Origin of the sequence: Streptomyces sp. NPDC047974 (assembly GCF_040653375.1) — a bacterium.
Classification (GTDB): Bacteria; Actinomycetota; Actinomycetes; order Streptomycetales; family Streptomycetaceae; genus Streptomyces.
Genome location: NZ_JBEZNU010000003.1, coordinates 234342 through 250482, shown reverse-complemented (window position 1 = coordinate 250482; position 16141 = coordinate 234342). Strand labels below are relative to the sequence as shown.

The 16141-nt window shown below is 72.9% G+C and carries 21 protein-coding genes; 1 reads left to right on the top strand and 20 read right to left on the bottom strand.

The genetic code is table 11. From position 1 onward, the window contains the following. Positions 1–28 precede the first annotated feature (28 nt). The 11 genes from lgt to hisI all read right to left on the bottom strand — a co-directional run bounded on the left by lgt (position 29) and on the right by hisI (position 9085). The gene (gene lgt / locus AB0E19_RS06905) at positions 29–1015 is read right to left on the bottom strand and encodes a prolipoprotein diacylglyceryl transferase (RefSeq protein WP_362174454.1); all 987 of its coding nucleotides are present in this window, start codon (positions 1013–1015) and stop codon (positions 29–31) included. 87 nt (positions 1016–1102) lie between these two features. Continuing rightward, positions 1103–1924, bottom strand: a complete 822-nt coding sequence (locus tag AB0E19_RS06900; RefSeq protein ID WP_362174451.1) for a thioredoxin domain-containing protein — start codon at positions 1922–1924, stop codon at positions 1103–1105. A 77-nt stretch (positions 1925–2001) separates the two neighbouring features. Then, positions 2002–2838 (bottom strand): tryptophan synthase subunit alpha, encoded by an 837-nt coding sequence (trpA, locus tag AB0E19_RS06895; protein ID WP_362174448.1) that lies wholly within the window; start codon positions 2836–2838, stop codon positions 2002–2004. Then, entirely contained in the window at positions 2835–4073 is a 1239-nt protein-coding gene (trpB, locus tag AB0E19_RS06890) for a tryptophan synthase subunit beta (RefSeq protein WP_362174445.1), read from the bottom strand. The genes trpA and trpB overlap by 4 nt, the downstream gene beginning before the upstream one ends. A gap of 338 nt (positions 4074–4411) precedes the next feature. After that, positions 4412–4648, bottom strand: coding sequence for a hypothetical protein (locus AB0E19_RS06885; RefSeq protein ID WP_362174930.1), 237 nt, complete (start codon positions 4646–4648; stop codon positions 4412–4414). Between the two features lie 7 nt (positions 4649–4655). Further along, on the bottom strand, positions 4656–5465 hold the full coding sequence (trpC, locus tag AB0E19_RS06880; RefSeq protein ID WP_362174442.1) for an indole-3-glycerol phosphate synthase TrpC: 810 nt from the start codon (positions 5463–5465) through the stop codon (positions 4656–4658). 131 nt (positions 5466–5596) lie between these two features. After that, the gene (locus AB0E19_RS06875) at positions 5597–5977 is read right to left on the bottom strand and encodes a DUF2752 domain-containing protein (RefSeq protein WP_362174905.1); all 381 of its coding nucleotides are present in this window, start codon (positions 5975–5977) and stop codon (positions 5597–5599) included. 207 nt (positions 5978–6184) lie between these two features. Next, a complete protein-coding gene (locus tag AB0E19_RS06870; protein WP_362174439.1) occupies positions 6185–6439 on the bottom strand; it encodes an HGxxPAAW family protein in 255 nt (84 codons plus the stop codon). 106 nt (positions 6440–6545) lie between these two features. Beyond that, entirely contained in the window at positions 6546–7196 is a 651-nt protein-coding gene (locus AB0E19_RS06865) for a TIGR02234 family membrane protein (RefSeq protein ID WP_362174436.1), read from the bottom strand. Between the two features lie 6 nt (positions 7197–7202). Beyond that, on the bottom strand, positions 7203–8702 hold the full coding sequence (locus AB0E19_RS06860) for an anthranilate synthase component I (RefSeq protein ID WP_362174433.1): 1500 nt from the start codon (positions 8700–8702) through the stop codon (positions 7203–7205). An 11-nt stretch (positions 8703–8713) separates the two neighbouring features. Beyond that, positions 8714–9085 carry a phosphoribosyl-AMP cyclohydrolase gene (hisI, locus tag AB0E19_RS06855; RefSeq protein WP_362174430.1) on the bottom strand — a complete coding sequence of 124 codons (372 nt, stop codon included), beginning with the start codon at positions 9083–9085 and terminating at the stop codon, positions 8714–8716. Positions 9086–9169: 84 nt separating this feature from the next. Between hisI and AB0E19_RS06850 the strand changes: the two genes are divergently transcribed. Continuing rightward, positions 9170–9805, top strand: coding sequence for a TIGR03085 family metal-binding protein (locus tag AB0E19_RS06850; RefSeq protein WP_362174427.1), 636 nt, complete (start codon positions 9170–9172; stop codon positions 9803–9805). Here AB0E19_RS06850 and AB0E19_RS06845 read toward each other — a convergent pair. From AB0E19_RS06845 to AB0E19_RS06805, 9 genes are all read right to left on the bottom strand, one after another. Then, positions 9802–11049 (bottom strand): MFS transporter, encoded by a 1248-nt coding sequence (locus AB0E19_RS06845; protein ID WP_362174419.1) that lies wholly within the window; start codon positions 11047–11049, stop codon positions 9802–9804. The two genes, AB0E19_RS06850 and AB0E19_RS06845, sit on opposite strands and share 4 nt — an antisense overlap. Further along, complete coding sequence (locus AB0E19_RS06840; protein ID WP_031015339.1) at positions 11046–11633, bottom strand: helix-turn-helix domain-containing protein; 588 nt, start codon at positions 11631–11633, stop codon at positions 11046–11048. Before AB0E19_RS06840 ends, AB0E19_RS06845 begins: the two co-directional genes overlap by 4 nt. A gap of 118 nt (positions 11634–11751) precedes the next feature. After that, positions 11752–12507 (bottom strand): imidazole glycerol phosphate synthase subunit HisF, encoded by a 756-nt coding sequence (gene hisF / locus AB0E19_RS06835; RefSeq protein ID WP_362174415.1) that lies wholly within the window; start codon positions 12505–12507, stop codon positions 11752–11754. Further along, entirely contained in the window at positions 12504–12902 is a 399-nt protein-coding gene (locus tag AB0E19_RS06830) for a RidA family protein (protein ID WP_362174412.1), read from the bottom strand. The genes hisF and AB0E19_RS06830 overlap by 4 nt, the downstream gene beginning before the upstream one ends. Then, the gene (gene priA, locus AB0E19_RS06825) at positions 12899–13627 is read right to left on the bottom strand and encodes a bifunctional 1-(5-phosphoribosyl)-5-((5-phosphoribosylamino)methylideneamino)imidazole-4-carboxamide isomerase/phosphoribosylanthranilate isomerase PriA (protein WP_360600459.1); all 729 of its coding nucleotides are present in this window, start codon (positions 13625–13627) and stop codon (positions 12899–12901) included. The genes AB0E19_RS06830 and priA overlap by 4 nt, the downstream gene beginning before the upstream one ends. Beyond that, a complete protein-coding gene (hisH, locus tag AB0E19_RS06820; RefSeq protein ID WP_362174408.1) occupies positions 13624–14271 on the bottom strand; it encodes an imidazole glycerol phosphate synthase subunit HisH in 648 nt (215 codons plus the stop codon). The genes priA and hisH overlap by 4 nt, the downstream gene beginning before the upstream one ends. Next, a complete protein-coding gene (locus AB0E19_RS06815; protein ID WP_362174405.1) occupies positions 14268–14432 on the bottom strand; it encodes a hypothetical protein in 165 nt (54 codons plus the stop codon). Before AB0E19_RS06815 ends, hisH begins: the two co-directional genes overlap by 4 nt. 2 nt (positions 14433–14434) lie before the next feature. Next, the gene (hisB, locus tag AB0E19_RS06810) at positions 14435–15028 is read right to left on the bottom strand and encodes an imidazoleglycerol-phosphate dehydratase HisB (RefSeq protein ID WP_362174402.1); all 594 of its coding nucleotides are present in this window, start codon (positions 15026–15028) and stop codon (positions 14435–14437) included. Continuing rightward, positions 15025–16128, bottom strand: a complete 1104-nt coding sequence (locus AB0E19_RS06805) for a histidinol-phosphate transaminase (protein ID WP_362174902.1) — start codon at positions 16126–16128, stop codon at positions 15025–15027. The genes hisB and AB0E19_RS06805 overlap by 4 nt, the downstream gene beginning before the upstream one ends. Between the last annotated feature and the right edge of the window lie 13 nt (positions 16129–16141).

Genomic DNA, 16141 nt, shown 5'->3' with positions numbered 1-16141 from the left:
CGGCGGCCCTCGCGTTCCGTGCTTCGGGTCAGCCCTTCTTGGCGGCCGATCCGGCGCCGTTCTCGACGTCACCGCCGGAATCGGCGTCGCCGGACTCCTCCGCGTCCCCGGCGGGCTCGCCGGCGTCCTCGGCGTCGTCCGCCTGCTCGGCCTGCTCCGTCTCCTCCGCCTGCTCGGTCTTCTCCATGTCCACCGGCTTGCGGGAGCGGGGCTCGACGATCTCCTCGCGGCCCGGGCGCATCCGCGCCGAGAGGACCATGTAGAGGACGGCGAGCAGGAAGACGATGATCGCGGTCCACACGTTGAGGCGCAGGCCCAGGATGTGGTGGGCCTCGTCGACGCGCAGGTACTCGGTCCAGACGCGACCGGCGCAGTAGGCGGCCACGTACAGGGCGAAGGCGCGGCCGTGGCCGAGCTTGAAGCGGCGGTCGGCCCAGATGACGAGGAGCGCGACGCCGATGCACCAGAGCGACTCGTAGAGGAAGGTCGGGTGGTACAGCCCGGCCTCGCGGTTGGCACTCTCGGTGATCTTCAGCGCCCACGGCAGGTCGGTGGGCTTGCCGTACAGCTCCTGGTTGAACCAGTTGCCCCAGCGGCCGATGGCCTGGGCGAGGGCGATGCCGGGCGCGATGGCGTCCGCGTACGCCGGGAGCGGGATGCCCCGGCGGCGGCAGCCGATCCAGGCGCCGACGGCGCCGAAGGCGATGGCGCCCCAGATGCCGAGGCCGCCCTCCCAGATCTTGAAGGCGTCGACCCAGTTCTCACCCTCGCTGAAGTACAGCTGGTAGTCGGTGATCACGTGGTAGAGACGTCCGCCGACGAGGCCGAACGGCACCGCCCAGACGGCGATGTCGGCGACGGTGCCGGCGGTGCCGCCCCGGGCGATCCAGCGCTTGTTGCCGAGCCAGACGGCGACGAAGACACCGAGGATGATGCAGAAGGCATAGCCGCGCAGCGGGACCGGTCCGAGGTGGATGACACCGGTCGACGGGCTGGGAATGTAGGCAAGGTCCATGGCAGGTCCGACGCTACCCTGCCGGGCGGGCGGACCGGCAGCCCGCCCGGCAACGTCTGGGTAACTAACCCCGTCGCTACCCCGCCGCTACCCGGCCGAGGGGGAGGCCGTGCCCGGCTTCTTGCCCTTGTTGGCCTCGGCGACCCACTTCTTCAGGTTCTCCGGCGAGATCTGCTCGCCGCCCTTGGTCGGGAAGATCGATTCTCCGTTGAGCAGGACGGACGGGGTGCCGCGGAAGCCGCCGTTCTGGAAGGCCTCGTTGGACTTCTCCACCCAGCTGTCGTGCGTGCCGTCCTGGACGCAGGAGCGGAACGACGGCGTGTCGAGGCCGGGGACCTTGGCGGCCAGCTCGATCAGCTTGTCGTTGTTGCCGAAGGCGTCGTCGGTCTCCTGCGGCTGGTTGGTGTAGAGCGTGTCGTGGTAGGGGGTGAACTTTCCGGCGTCCTGGGCGCAGGCCGCCGCGTTCGCCGCGCGCAGCGAGCCGCTGCCGCCCATGTTGCCGTCGATGAGGGTGGCGAGGTGGTACTCGGCCTTGAGCGCCCCGGCGGCCTCCAGCTCGTGGATGGAGTCCCGCATCACGTTCTCGAACTGGGCGCAGGCCGGACAGCGGAAGTCCTCCCAGATCTGGAGGGTGGACGGGGCGTCCGTCTTCCCGGTGGGGATGGCCGGCTTGTCGCCCTCGATGGAGCCGGCGGGGGCGACGACGGGCCCGGCCTTGTCGGACCCCGAGTCCTTGTCGCCGCTCGCGGCGATCACGCCGACGACGGCGGCGAGGCCGAGGACGCCGACCACTCCCGCCGTCACGATCAGGACCCGCCGCTGCTTCTCGCGGGCCTTCTCGCGCTCGCGCTGCTGCTGGAGGCGCTCCCGCGCGCTCTTGTTACTACCGTCACGGTTCTTCTCGCTCACGCCCACAGCAACGAACCGGGGAGGCGCGTCCGCGCCTCCCCGGTCCCATATCCACCCGAATGGACTACATCGGGTGATCAGCTGCGGCGTACGCCGTCCGCCAGTTCGGCCGCCAGTTCCTTTACGGCGGCGAGTCCGGCGGCCTCGTCGCCGTCGGCGTCCAGGATCCGCTGGACGAAGGCCGAGCCGACGATGACGCCGTCGGCGAAGGCGGCGACCTCGCGGGCCTGGACGGCGTTGGAGACGCCGAGGCCGACGCAGACCGGGATCTTCGAGGTGACCCGGGTGCGGCGGACCAGGTCGGCGGCCTGCTCGCCGACCGACTCGCGGGTGCCGGTGACGCCCATGAGGGAGGCGGCGTAGACGAAGCCGGAGCCGACCGCCGTGATGGTGGCGAGCCGCTCGTCCTTGCTGCTGGGGGCGACGACGAAGACGGTGGCCAGACCGTGCGCGTCGGCGTGCTCCCGCCACAGCGCGGACTCCTGGACCGGCAGGTCGGGCAGGATGCAGCCGGCGCCGCCGGCCTCGGCGAGCTCCCGGACGAAGCGCTCGACGCCGTACCGGTCGATCGGGTTCCAGTAGGTCATGACGAGGACCGGCTTGCCGGTGGCCTCGTGGGCCTCCTTCACCGTCCGCATGACGTCGGCGATCTTCACGCCGCCGCGCAGCGCGATGTCGTCGGCGGTCTGGATGACGGGGCCGTCCAGGACCGGGTCGCTGTGCGGGAGCCCGACCTCGACGATGTCGGCGCCGCCCTCGAAGGCGGCCTTGATCGCCTTGATGCCGCCGTCCACGGTCGGGAAGCCGGCCGGGAGGTAGGCGATGAGCGCGGCCCGGTCCTCGGCCTTGGCGCGGTCGAGGGTGTCGGCGAGCAGTTGGCCCTTACCGAAATCAGATACAGCCCCGGTGGTCACTTCGACCCCTCCCCGTCGTACAGGCCGAAGTAGCGGGCGGCCGTGTCCATGTCCTTGTCGCCGCGGCCGGAGAGGTTCACGACGAGGAGCGCGTCCTTGCCGAGCTCCTTGCCGACCTCCAGGGCGCCGGCGAGCGCGTGCGCCGACTCGATGGCCGGGATGATGCCCTCGGTACGGGAGAGCAGCCGCAGCGCCTGCATGGCGGCGTCGTCGGTGACGGCCCGGTACTCGCCGCGGCCGGTGTCCTTGAGGTACGAGTGCTCGGGGCCGATGCCGGGGTAGTCGAGGCCCGCCGAGATCGAGTACGGCTCGGTGATCTGGCCCTCGTCGTCCTGGAGGACGTACGACCGGGAGCCGTGCAGGATGCCGGGCTCGCCGGCGGTGAGGGTGGCCGCGTGCTCGCCGGTCTCGACGCCGTGGCCGGCCGGCTCGCAGCCGATGAGCCGGACGCCGGTGTCGGGCAGGAAGGCGTGGAAGAGGCCGATGGCGTTGGAGCCGCCGCCGACGCAGGCGATCGCCGCGTCGGGGAGGCGGCCGGCCCGCTCCAGGAGCTGGCGGCGGGCCTCGACGCCGATGACCCGGTGGAAGTCGCGGACCATCGCCGGGAAGGGGTGCGGTCCGGCGACGGTGCCGAAGAGGTAGTGCGTGCGGTCGACGTTGGCGACCCAGTCGCGGAACGCCTCGTTGATGGCGTCCTTGAGGGTGCGGCTGCCGGACTTCACGGCGACGACCTCGGCGCCGAGCATCCGCATCCGGGCCACGTTGAGGGCCTGGCGCTGGGTGTCGACCTCGCCCATGTAGATGGTGCAGTCGAGGCCGAAGAGGGCGCAGGCGGTGGCGGTGGCGACGCCGTGCTGGCCGGCGCCGGTCTCGGCGATGACCCGGGTCTTGCCCATCCGCTTGGTCAGCAGGGCCTGGCCGAGCACGTTGTTGATCTTGTGCGAGCCGGTGTGGTTGAGGTCCTCGCGCTTGAGGAAGATCCGGGCGCCGCCGGCGTGCTCGGCGAACCGGGGGACCTCGGTGAGGGCGCTGGGGCGGCCCGTGTAGTTGGCCATGAGGTCGCCGAGCTCGCGGGCGAACTCGGGGTCGTTCTTGGCCTTCTCGTACTCGACGGCGACCTCGTCGACGGCGGCGACGAGGGCCTCGGGGATGAACTTGCCGCCGAAGGCGCCGAAGTAGCCCTCGGGCGACGGGACCTGGCCCTCCGGGTCCGGGATGAAGAACTCGCTGGTCATGCTGATGCTGCTCCTCGCGGGGCGATGCGGTCGTGAAAGGACGTGACTCGCTCGTACGCGCGCGTGGCGGTGCCGCCGCCGTCCCGTTGTGGGCAGTCGTTCCTCCCCCAGAGGGGGTACCCCCAGGCGGGAACGGGTGGGCACAACGGGACGGCACCTTTGGCGGGTGCCTCCGCTTCCGGGCCTGGACCCGCACCCGTACGGCGTCGTACCACGGGTGCGGGTTCAGGCCCGGGATGCCTTGGCCCGGCAGGGGGCGCCGTCCCTGTGCCCACCCGTCCCGCCCTGCGGGACGCCTGCCCACAGGGCCGGCGGGCGCGGACCACGGGGGGTTCGCGTCAGGAGGTCGCGCGCGACAGGCGGGCGCGCCATCGCATGCCGGGGACCGTGCCCGGCTCGGAGCCGATGCAGTGGCGGACCCGGCGGCCGTGGACCCGGCGGGCGGGCGCCCGGCAGCCGCGGGGCCGGCAGCCGCGGGCCAGCCGGGCGTGGGCCGCCACGGCGACCGCGCGCACGCCGACGGGCCCGCGGGCTGCGGAGCCCGGGGCGGTCGGCACGGCGCGGCGCGGGGTCACGGTCGGGTCAGCTCCGCCCGTGCCGCAGGGCGGGGTGCGCGCCGGCGGCGACCAGGTCGGCGACGGCGGACTTCGGGTCGCGCCCGGTGACCAGCGACTCGCCGACCAGCACCGCGTCGGCGCCGGCGTTGGCGTACGCGATCAGGTCGTGCGGGCCGCGGACGCCGGACTCGGCGACCTTGACGATGTGGTCCGGGATCTCCGGGGCGACGCGCTCGAACGTGGAGCGGTCGACCTGGAGGGTCTTGAGGTTGCGGGCGTTGACGCCGATGATCCGCGCGCCGGCGTCGACCGCGCGCTCCACCTCCTCCTCGTCGTGGACCTCGACGAGCGGCGTGAGCCCGATGGACTCGGCGCGCTCGATGAGGGAGACGAGGGCCTCCTGCTCCAGGGCGGCGACGATGAGGAGCGCGAGATCCGCTCCGTACGCCCGGGCCTCCCAGAGCTGGTAGGCGGTGACGATGAAGTCCTTGCGCAGGACCGGGATGTCCACCCGGGCGCGCACGGCCTCCAGGTCGGCGAGCGAGCCGCCGAAGCGGCGCTGCTCGGTGAGGACGGAGATGACGGCGGCGCCGCCCGCCTCGTAGTCGGCGGCGAGCCCCGCCGGGTCGGCGATGGCCGCGAGTGCTCCCTTGGACGGGCTGGAGCGCTTGACCTCGCAGATCACGGTGACGCCGTCGCCGCGCAGCGCGGCGACCCCGTCCTTGGCCTGCGGGGCCTTGGCGGCCCGCTCCTTGAGCTCGTCGAGGGAGACCCGCGCCTGCCGCTCTGCGAGGTCGGCGCGCACGCCTTCGATGATCTCGTCGAGCACACTCACGCGAGAGGCCCCCTTCCGGGACGGTGACGGTTCCACGGAACCAGAATGAACACGGTTCAGCCATGTCGATGGTATCCGCAGCGGGGCCTCCGATCCGCATCGAGCGGCGCGGCGTCCCACAAGCTGGGACTTCAGGGGACCAGCGCGGAGCCGAACGGAAGGTTCCGGACCACCGTGAAAAGGGCGGTCAGGGCCCCGATCGCCCACCACAGGGCGGGCGTGAGGGCGATCCGGGTGGGCCTGCCGCGGACGGCGTGAACCAGCCAGACCGCCATGAGAACCGCGCAGACGGCGTAGCCGGCGACGGCGAGGGCGTTGGCACCGAGCGCGGTCGCGAGGTCGCCGTGGGCGACGGCATGGGCGCCGCGCAGGCCTCCGCAGCCGGGGCAGTACAGGCCGGTGAAGCGCAGCAGCGGGCAGACCGGGTAGTGGCCGGGTTCGTTGGGGTCGACGAGGCCGACGTAGGTGAAGGCGGCGCCGACGCCGGCGAGGGTGGCGAGCGGGGCGAGCAGCCGCCGGCCGAGCGGCCTGCGCCGGAACTCCTCGGCCTCGTGGGGCCGGGGGGCGGTCTGGGGGGTGGGCTCGGCGGTCACGCCGTGATTGTCGCCCGGGCGGCCCGGGGACGCACGACGGCGCGGCCCGGCCGTGCCGGACTGCGCCGTTCGTGTGGTTCCGGGCCCGCGCGTGTCACGCGCCGGGCCCGGGGACCGGGCCGTGGATCAGGCGCGGGCCTTGATCGCGGCGGTCGCGGACTCGCGGGCCGAGGCGACGGCCTGGGATTCCTTGGGCATGCCGAGGCCGGCGATCTTCATCGCGCCGCCGACGACACCGCCGAGGAGGATGACGCCGATGCCGGCCCAGAAGCCGGGGATGTTCGCCGCCACCATGAAGACTCCGGCGATGCAGAAGCCGATGAAGGAGATGATGACACCGGTCCAGGCGGCCGGGGTGTGTCCGTGGGCGCTGCCCGCCATGAGTTGCTCCTCGTAGATGTTGCTCGGTGGTGACGGCTGTCGGGTGATGACGGCGTCATTCTTCCGCACATGACCCCGCGGAGGTGACTCGGGGGGTCCCGGACGATCACGCGTCGTGCGTCGGGTCCTCGCCGCGGTCGAGCGCCTTCCACAGGTCCTCGGGGCGGTCGGGGTCGCCGGCGGCGGGACGGCGGGACGGCCGGGGGGCGCCGGAGCGCTCGTAGCGGCCGCCCATCGCGGGCCAGCTCTTGCCGTAGCGGAGGGCGAAGAGGCCGGCGACGAGGATGAGGAGGGCGCCGACGGCGGCGACGTACGGCCAGGCCGTGTGGGTGAGGCCGGCGACGGCCGCGGCGGTGTCGCCGCTGATCCGGGCGGCCTCGGCGTCGAGGGCCGCGCTGTCGGAGGCGCCGAGGAAGGCGGCGAGGGCGGCGCCGGCGCCGCTGAGCGCGAGCAGCCCGGCGACGAGGGTGCGGCCGGTGCGGCGGACGGCGAAGACGGCGACGAGGGCGGCGAGCCCGACGATCGCGAGGGCGGTCGGAACGCCGGTGACGGTGCCGCCGTCGGCCTCGACGGGGACGGTGCCCCCGGCGACCGACGCGGTGCCCTCGGCCCAGATCTGGCCGGCGGAGAGCAGCACGACGGTGGCCCCGAGGGCACCGAGGAGCAGGGCGAGGGCGAGGCTCCGCCGGCCGCCGGAGGTGACGGCCGCGCGGGCGGCTCGGGGCTGGGGTACGGATGCGGCACTCACGTACCCCACTATCCCCTACGGCCTCGGCGAACCGTTCATCCGGTTGGCGGTGTGCACGGCGCGGAGCACGGCGGCGGCCTTGTTGCGGCACTCGGCGTCCTCGGCGGCCGGGTCGGAGTCGGCGACGACACCGGCTCCGGCCTGCACGTACGCCGTGCCGTCGCGGAGCAGCGCGGTGCGGATGGCGATGGCGGTGTCGGAGTCTCCGGCGAAGTCGAGATACCCGACACATCCGCCGTACAGGCCGCGGCGGGAGGGCTCCAGCTCCTCGATGATCTGCATCGCGCGGGGCTTGGGCGCTCCGGAGAGGGTGCCGGCGGGGAAGCAGGCGGTGAGGACGTCGAAGGCGGTCTTCCCCTCGGCGACGCGGCCGGTGACGGTGGAGACGATGTGCATGACGTGGGAGTACCGCTCGATCGACATGAAGTCGACGACCTCGACGGTGCCGGGGGCGCAGACCCGGCCGAGGTCGTTGCGGCCGAGGTCGACGAGCATGAGGTGCTCGGCGCGCTCCTTGGGGTCGGCGAGCAGCTCCTCGGCGAGGTCGTGGTCCTCCTGCGGGGTGGCGCCGCGGTGCCGGGTGCCGGCGATGGGGTGGAGCATCGCCTGCCCGTCCTCGACCTTGACGAGGGCCTCGGGGCTGGAGCCGACGACGTCGAAGCCGTTCTCGAAGCGGAAGAGGTACATGTACGGGGACGGGTTGGTGGCCCGCAGGACCCGGTAGACGTCGAGCGCGGAGGCCGTGCAGGGGGTCTCGAAGCGCTGCGAGGGGACGACCTGGAAGGCCTCGCCGGCCCGGATCCGCTCCTTGATGTCCTCGACGGCGTCCTGGTAGGCCGGGCCGCCCCAGAGCGCCGAGTACTCGGGGAGTTCGGAGGGCGGGAGGGCGGCGGGGGTGGTGGCGACGGGGCGGGCCAGGTCGGCCTCCATCGCGTCGAGGCGGGCGACGGCGTGGGCGTACGCCTCGTCGACGCCGGTCTCCAGGTCGTTGTGGTTGATCGCGTTGGCGATCAGGAGGACCGAGCCGTCCCAGTGGTCGAGGACGGCGAGGTCGCTGGTGAGCAGCATGGTGAGCTCGGGGAGGCGCAGGTCGTCGCGGGTGGAGTCGCCGATGCGCTCCAGGCGGCGGACGATGTCGTAGCCGAGGTAGCCGACCATGCCGCCGGTGAACGGCGGGAGGTCGCCCGCGAGGTCGCGGGGGGTGTGGAGGGTCTCGACGGTGGCGCGCAGGGCGGCGAGCGGGTCACCGTCCGTGGGGACGCCGACGGGCGGGGTGCCGAGCCAGTGGGCCTCGCCGTCCTTCACCGTCAGGGTGGCGTCGCTGCGGACGCCGATGAAGGAGTAGCGGGACCAGCTGCGGCCGTTCTCCGCGGATTCGAGGAGGAAGGTGCCGGGGCGTTCGCCGGCGAGCTTGCGGTAGAGCCCGACCGGGGTGTCGCCGTCCGCGAGGAGCCTGCGGCTGACGGGGATGACGCGGCGGTCGGCCGCCAGCTTGCGGAAGGTCTCGAGATCCATGGCGCCAGACCCTACTCGGATACGGGAAGGAGCACGTCGGCGTCGAAGCAGGTCCGGGCGCCGGTGTGGCAGGCGGCTCCGACCTGGTCGACCTTGACGAGGAGGGTGTCGGCGTCGCAGTCGAGGGCGACGGACTTCACGTGCTGGACGTGCCCGGAGGTGTCGCCCTTGACCCAGTACTCGTTCCGGCTGCGGGACCAGTAGGTGCAGCGGCCGGTGGTGAGGGTGCGGTGGAGGGCCTCGTCGTCCATCCAGCCGAGCATGAGCACCTCGCCGGTGTCGTACTGCTGGGCGATGGCGGGGACCAGGCCGTCGGCGCTGCGCTTGAGGCGGGCGGCGATGGCCGGGTCGAGGCCGCTGGGGGTCCGGGGCGTGCTGCTCATGCCGCCATTGTGCCGTGGCGCGGGGGCGTGTCCGGCCGGGCGTCCACTGGGCGGACGGCGCGGCGGGATCGTACGCTGGCGGGCATGTCGACCCATGCCAAACGTGAACGGCTTCTGCTCGCTGATCTGTTGGAGGCGGCCGGTCCCGACGCCCCGACGCTGTGCGAGGGCTGGCGGACCCGGGACCTCGCGGCGCACGTGGTGGTGCGGGAGCGACGCCCCGACGCGGCGGCGGGGACGCTCGTGCCGGCGCTGAAGGACCGCCTGGAGCGGGTGCAGGAGGAGTTCGCCGGAAAGCCGTACGAGGAGCTGCTCCAGCTCGTCCGTACCGGTCCGCCGCGCTTCTCCCCCTTCACGATCAAGCAGGTGGACGAGGGCGCGAACGTGGTCGAGTTCTACGTCCACGCGGAGGACGTCCGGCGGGCCCAGCCCGGCTGGTCGGCGCGGGAGCTGGACCCGGTCTTCTCGGACGCCCTCTGGTCCCGCCTGGAGAAGGGCGCCCGCCTCCTCGGCCGCAAGGCCCCGGTGGGCCTGGTGCTGCGCCGCCCGAACGGCCAGACGGTCGTCGCGCACAAGGGGACCCCGGTGGTGACGGTCTCCGGGGAGCCGGGCGAGCTGACGATGTACCTGTACGGGCGTACGGAGGTCGCGAAGGTCGGCCTGGAGGGCGAGCCGGACGCGATCGAGCTGCTGAGCACGACGAAGCAGCTGGGGATCTAGGGCTTCGGGAGCCCGGGCTTGGGGAGTTCGGCGCGGCGGACGGCGCGGACCGCGAGGCCGTAGACCCCGGAGAGGGCGCAGACGGCGGCGCTGACGACGAAGACCGGGCCGGGTCCCCAGGCGCCGATGGCGGCGCCGGTGACCGGGAAGCTCAGCGGGGCGATGCCGAGGCTGCCGAGACTGGCGACGGCGCTCACCCGGCCGAGGTACGCGGGGTCGCACTCGGTCTGGATCAGGGCGTTGCACAGGGCTCCGGAGAGGCCGGCGAGCAGGCCGACGGAGAGGGCCACGGCGACGGCGAGGGCGAGCTGGGGGGTGTGGGCGAGCGCGCCGATCGACACGGCGCCGACCACCATGGTCCAGCCCATGACGAGGCCGGTCCGGGGGACGTGGCCCTTGACGGTCAGCAGCAGGGAGGCGGCGCCCGCGCCGACGCCGAAGCCGGCGAGGACCCAGCCGATGCCGGTGGCGCCCCAACCGCGCTGCTCGGCGAGGACGGCGAGGCCGACGTTGAGGGGGCCCACGAAGCCGAGGTCGCCGAGGAGGACGACGATCATCAGCGGGCCGAGCACCCGGTGGCCGCGGAGGTAGCGCAGGCCGTCGGTGAGACCGCTCAGGGCGGAGTCGTCGCGGGTCTCCTCCCGGGGCAGCGGGCGGAGCCGGAGCGCGGCGAGCAGGGGCAGGGAGAAGGCGAAGAGGGCGCCCGCGACGGCGAAGGCGCTCGCGGTGCCGCCGACGGCGACGGCGAGCCCGCCGAGCGGGGCGCCGACGATGGCGCCCGTCCGGTAGGCGAGGCCGCGCATGCCCTGGACGCGGGCGAGCTGGTCGCGGTCGGCGATCCGGGGCGGCAGGGCGCCGACGGCCGGCAGGAAGAGGGCGTCGACGGTGCCGAAGACGAGGGCGACGGCGGCGAGCGCTCCCAGGCCGGGCGAGGCGAGGAAGAGGGTGGCCGCGAGACCGAGGGTGACCAGGCAGCGGACGGTGTCGGAGGCGATGACGACCCGGCGCGGGCCGAGCCGGTCGGCGATCACTCCGCCGAAGAGCATGAGGAGCGCGCGGGGCACGGCCGCGACGGCCATGACGAGCCCGGCCTGGGCGGGGGTGCCGCCGCTGACGGCGGCCCAGGAGAGGGCCAGGTAGAAGACGCTGTCGCCGAGGGTGGAGGCGGTGTAGGCGCCGAGCCAGCGCAGGACCTGGGGGCTGCGGTGGGCGGGGCGGGCGGCGGCCTCGGTGAGCGCGGTCACGGGCGGTAGGGGAAGCCGTGGAGGTGGACGGCGACGTTCTCGCGGCCCTCGGTGTCGCCGGCGGCCTCGGCGGCGCGGGCGGCCTGGTCGTACTTCCGGAGGACGGCCTCCAGCTCCGCGCCGAGGGCGGTGAGTTCGGCGGCGGTGAGCCGGGGCAGCCATTCGGAGCTGATCGAGGCGGAGCGCCAGGCGTCGGACCAGGTGAGGCGCTCGTCGAGGAAGCGGGTGTGCATCTCGGCCCGCTGCTCGCTGACGGTACGGCCGAAGGCGGCGCTGGCCGCGGCGAGTTCGGGGGCGTCCTTGACGTCCTCCTCGTGGATGCCGAAGCCGTAGGAGCTGGGCTGCCACCAGCGTTCGCGCCCGTCGGCGGACTGCGCCTCGGCCTCCTCGATGAGCCCGCCGTCGGCGAGCTTGCGCAGGTGGTAGCTGACCAGGGAGACGGCCTCGTCGACCTGGTCGGCGAGCTGCGAGGCGGTCGCGGTGCGGGCGACGAAGAGGGCCCGGTAGAGGCGCATGCGCAGGGGGTGCGAGATGGCCTTGAGGGTGCCGAGCTCGGTGATCCGGCGGGTCTCTGAGGAGGTCATGTCCACGACCGTAGATGCGAAAGAAAATTTGCGCAAGATGGATTGCGCAAATTTCCTTTCGCATCCGGCGGACGAAAAGGGCCCCCGAAGGGGCCCTTCCCACCAGCGGAACGACGTCTCAGCGGACCTCGTTGCCCGCCTCCCGCAGCGCTCCCTTGACCTCGCCGATCCGCAGGTCGCCGAAGTGGAAGACGGAGGCGGCGAGCACCGCGTCCGCACCGGCGGCGACGGCCGGGGCGAAGTCGCCGAGCTTGCCGGCGCCGCCGGACGCGATCACCGGCACGGTCACGTGCTTGCGCACGGCCGTGATCATCTCGGTGTCGTAGCCGTCCTTGGTGCCGTCCGCGTCCATCGAGTTGAGCAGGATCTCCCCCGCGCCGAGCTCGGCGGCGCGGTGGGCCCACTCGACGGCGTCGATGCCGGTGCCCTTGCGGCCGCCGTGCGTCGTCACCTCGAAGGAGCCGGAGGCGGTACGCCGGGCGTCGACCGACAGGACGAGGACCTGGCGGCCGAAGCGCTCGGCGATCTCCTGGATCAGCTCGGGGCGGGCGATCGCGGCGGTGTTGACGCCGACCTTGTCCGCGCCGGCCCGCAGCAGCTTGTCGACGTCCTCCGCCGAGCGGACGCCGCCGCCGACGGTGAGCGGGATGAAGACCTGCTCGGCGGTGCGGCGCACCACGTCGTAGGTGGTCTCGCGGTTGCCGGAGGAGGCGGTGATGTCGAGGAAGGTCAGCTCGTCGGCGCCCTCGGCGTCGTACAGCTTGGCCATCTCGACGGGGTCGCCGGCGTCCCGCAGGTTCTGGAAGTTGACGCCCTTGACGACCCGGCCGTTGTCCACGTCCAGGCAGGGGATCACGCGTACGGCGAGGCTCATGCCGCATCACTCCTGTACGCCTCGACCTCTACCTCGACCACCAGGCGGGGGTCGACGAAGCCGGAGACGATGATCATCGAGGCGGCCGGGCGGACCGCGTCGAACAGCTCCTTGTGGGCGCGGCCCACCTCGTCCACGTCCCGCGCGTGGGTGATGTACATGCGGGTGCGGACGACGTCCCCGGCGCCGAGGCCGAGCTGCTTCAGGGCGTCGAAGGCGACGTTGAAGGAGTTGACGGTCTGCTCGTACGGGCCGCCGTCGGCGATGGCCCCGTCGATCACCGACGTGCAGCCGGAGACGAGTACGGTCCCGTTGGGCAGCTCGACGGCGCGGGAGTAGCCGAAGACCTCCTCCCAGGGGGCGCCGGTGACGATCTTGCGCACGGAGTCGGTCATGCGGACGCCACCGCCTGAAGGGCCTCCTCCAGGGTGAACGCCTTGGCGTAGAGCGCCTTGCCGACGATCGCGCCCTCGACGCCCAGGTGCGTGAGGCCCGCGAGGGCCCGCAGGTCGTCCAGGGAGGAGACGCCGCCGGAGGCGACGACGGGCTTGTCCGTGGCCGCGCAGACGTTCTTCAGGAGCTCGACGTTGGGGCCGGTGAGGGTGCCGTCGCGGCCGATGTCGGTGACGACGTACCGGGCGCAGCCCTCGGAGTCGAGGCGGGCGAGGGTCTCGTAGAGGTCGCCGCCCTCGCTGGTCCAGCCGCGGCCCTTGAGGGTGGTGCCGCGGACGTCGAGGCCGACGGCGATCTTGTCGCCGTGCTCGGCGATGACCTTGGCGACCCACTCGGGGGTCTCCAGGGCGGCGGTGCCGAGGTTGACGCGGGTGCAGCCGGTGGCGAGGGCGGCGGCGAGCGAGGCGTCGTCGCGGATGCCGCCGGAGAGCTCGACCTTGATGTCCATGGCCTCGGTGATCTGGCGGACGAGGTCGCGGTTGTCGCCGGTGCCGAAGGCGGCGTCCAGGTCGACGAGGTGGAGCCACTCGGCGCCGGAGCGCTGCCAGGAGAGCGCGGCCTCCAGCGGGGAGCCGTAGGAGGTCTCGCTGCCGGACTCGCCGTGGACGAGCCGGACGGCCTGGCCGTCACGGACGTCGACGGCGGGGAGGAGTTCGAGAGTGCTCACAGGGTTCCGATCCAGTTGGTGAGGAGCTGGGCTCCGGCGTCGCCGGACTTCTCGGGGTGGAACTGGGTGGCCCACAGGGCCCCGTTCTCCACGGCGGCGACGAAGGGCTCGCCGTGGGTGGCCCAGGTGACCTTGGGGGCGCGGATGTTCTTGTTGCCGACCTCCAGCGTCCACTCGCGCACCGCGTAGGAGTGCACGAAGTAGAAGCGGGCGTCGGCGTCGAGGCCGGCGAAGAGCTCGGTGTCCTCGGGCGCGTCGACAGTGTTCCAGCCCATGTGGGGCACGACGGGGGCGTTCAGCGGCTCGACCGTGCCGGGCCACTCGTCGAGGCCCTCGGTCTCGACGCCGTGCTCGATGCCGCGCTCGAAGAGGATCTGCATGCCGACGCAGATGCCCATGACGGGGCGGCCGCCGGCGAGGCGGCGGCCGACGATCCAGTCGCCGCGGGCCTCCTTGAGCCCCTTCATGCAGGCCGAGAAGGCGCCGACGCCGGGGACGAGGAGCCCGTCGGCGTTCATCGCCGTCTCGTAGTCGCGGGTGATCTCGACGTCGGCGCCGACCCGGGCGAGCGCGCGCTCGGCGGAGCGGACGTTGCCGAAGCCGTAGTCGAAGACGACGACCTTCTTCGGAGTCGCAGTGCTCATGACCACACGTCCAGTCGCAGCACACCGGCGGCGAGGCACATCGTGGCGCCGATGGAGAGCAGCACGATGAGGCCCTTGGGCATCTCCTGCTTGACGAAGGAGTAGATGCCGCCGAGCAGGAAGAGCCCGACGACGATCAGGATGGTGGAGAGGCCGGTCACGGTTAGAGCGCGCCCTTCGTGGAGGGGAGGATTCCGGCGGCGCGCGGGTCGCGCTCGGAGGCGTAGCGCAGGGCCCGGGCGAGCGCCTTGAACTGGCACTCCACGATGTGGTGGGCGTTGCGGCCGTAGGGCACGTGCACGTGCAGCGCGATCTGCGCCTGGGCCACGAAGGACTCCAGGATGTGGCGCGTCATGGTGGTGTCGTACGAGCCGATCATCGGCGCCAGGTTCTCCGGCTCGGTGTGCACCAGGTAGGGGCGGCCGGAGAGGTCGACGGTGACCTGGGCGAGGGACTCGTCCAGCGGGACCGTGCAGTTGCCGAAGCGGTAGATGCCGACCTTGTCGCCGAGCGCCTGCTTGAAGGCGGCGCCCAGGGCGAGGGCGGTGTCCTCGATGGTGTGGTGGGAGTCGATGTGGAGGTCGCCGTCGGTCTTGACCGTGAGGTCGAAGAGGCCGTGGCGGCCGAGCTGGTCGAGCATGTGGTCGTAGAAGCCGACCCCGGTCGACACGTCGACCTTCCCGGTGCCGTCGAGGTCTATCTCGACGACGACGGACGTCTCCTTGGTGGTGCGCTCCACGCGGCCTACGCGGCTCATGCGTTCTGCTCCTTCTTCAGCTCACGAACCGCGTCGAGGAACGCGTCGTTCTCTTCGGGGGTGCCTGCGGTGACCCGCAGCCAGCCGGGTACGCCGTTGTCCCGGACCAGGACGCCCCGGTCGAGGATCTTCCGCCACGCCTCCTGCGTGTCGGGGAAACGCCCGAACTGGACGAAGTTGGCGTCGGACTCGGTGACCTCGTAGCCGGCCGCGCGCAGCTCGGCGACGAGCCGGTCCCGCTCGGCCTTGAGCTGCTCGACGTACCCGAGGAGGGTGTCGGTGTGCTCCAGGGCGGCGAGCGCGGTGGCCTGGGTGACGGCGGAGAGGTGGTACGGCAGCCGGACCAGCTGCACGGCGTCGACGACGGCCGGGTGGGCCGCGAGGTAGCCGAGGCGGAGTCCGGCGGCGCCGAAGGCCTTGGACATGGTCCGGGAGACCACCAGGTGCGGCCGGCCCTCCAGGAGCGGCAGCAGCGAGGCGCGGTGGCTGAACTCCACGTACGCCTCGTCCACCACGACGAGCGAGGGCTTCGCGGCCTGCGCGGCCTCGTACAGCCGCTCCACGACCGCGGCCTCGACGGCGGTGCCGGTGGGGTTGTTGGGCGAGGTGACGAAGACGACGTCGGGCCGGTGCTCGGCGATCGCCGCCTCGGCGGCCTCCACGTCGATGGTGAAGTCCTCGCGCCGCGGTCCGGAGATCCAGCCGGTGCCGGTGCCGCGGGCGATCAGGGCGTGCATCGAGTACGAGGGCTCGAAGCCGATCGCGGTGCGGCCCGGGCCGCCGAAGGTCTGGAGGAGCTGCTGGAGCACCTCGTTGGAGCCGTTGGCGGCCCAGACGTTCTCCACGGCGACCGGGTGGCCCCCGGTGCGGCTGAGGTAGCGGGCCAGCTCGGTGCGGAGCTCCACCGCGTCCCGGTCGGGGTAGCGGTTGAGGTTCCGGGCGGCCTCGGCGACCCGCTCCGCGATCCGGGCCACCAGGGGCTCGGGCAGCGGGTAGGGGTTCTCGTTGGTGTTCAGCTGGACGGGCACGTCGAGCTGGGGGGCGCCGTAGGGCGACTTGCCCTTCAGCTCCTCGCGGATCGGCAGGTCGTCGATCCCGATCTTCTCGTACGCG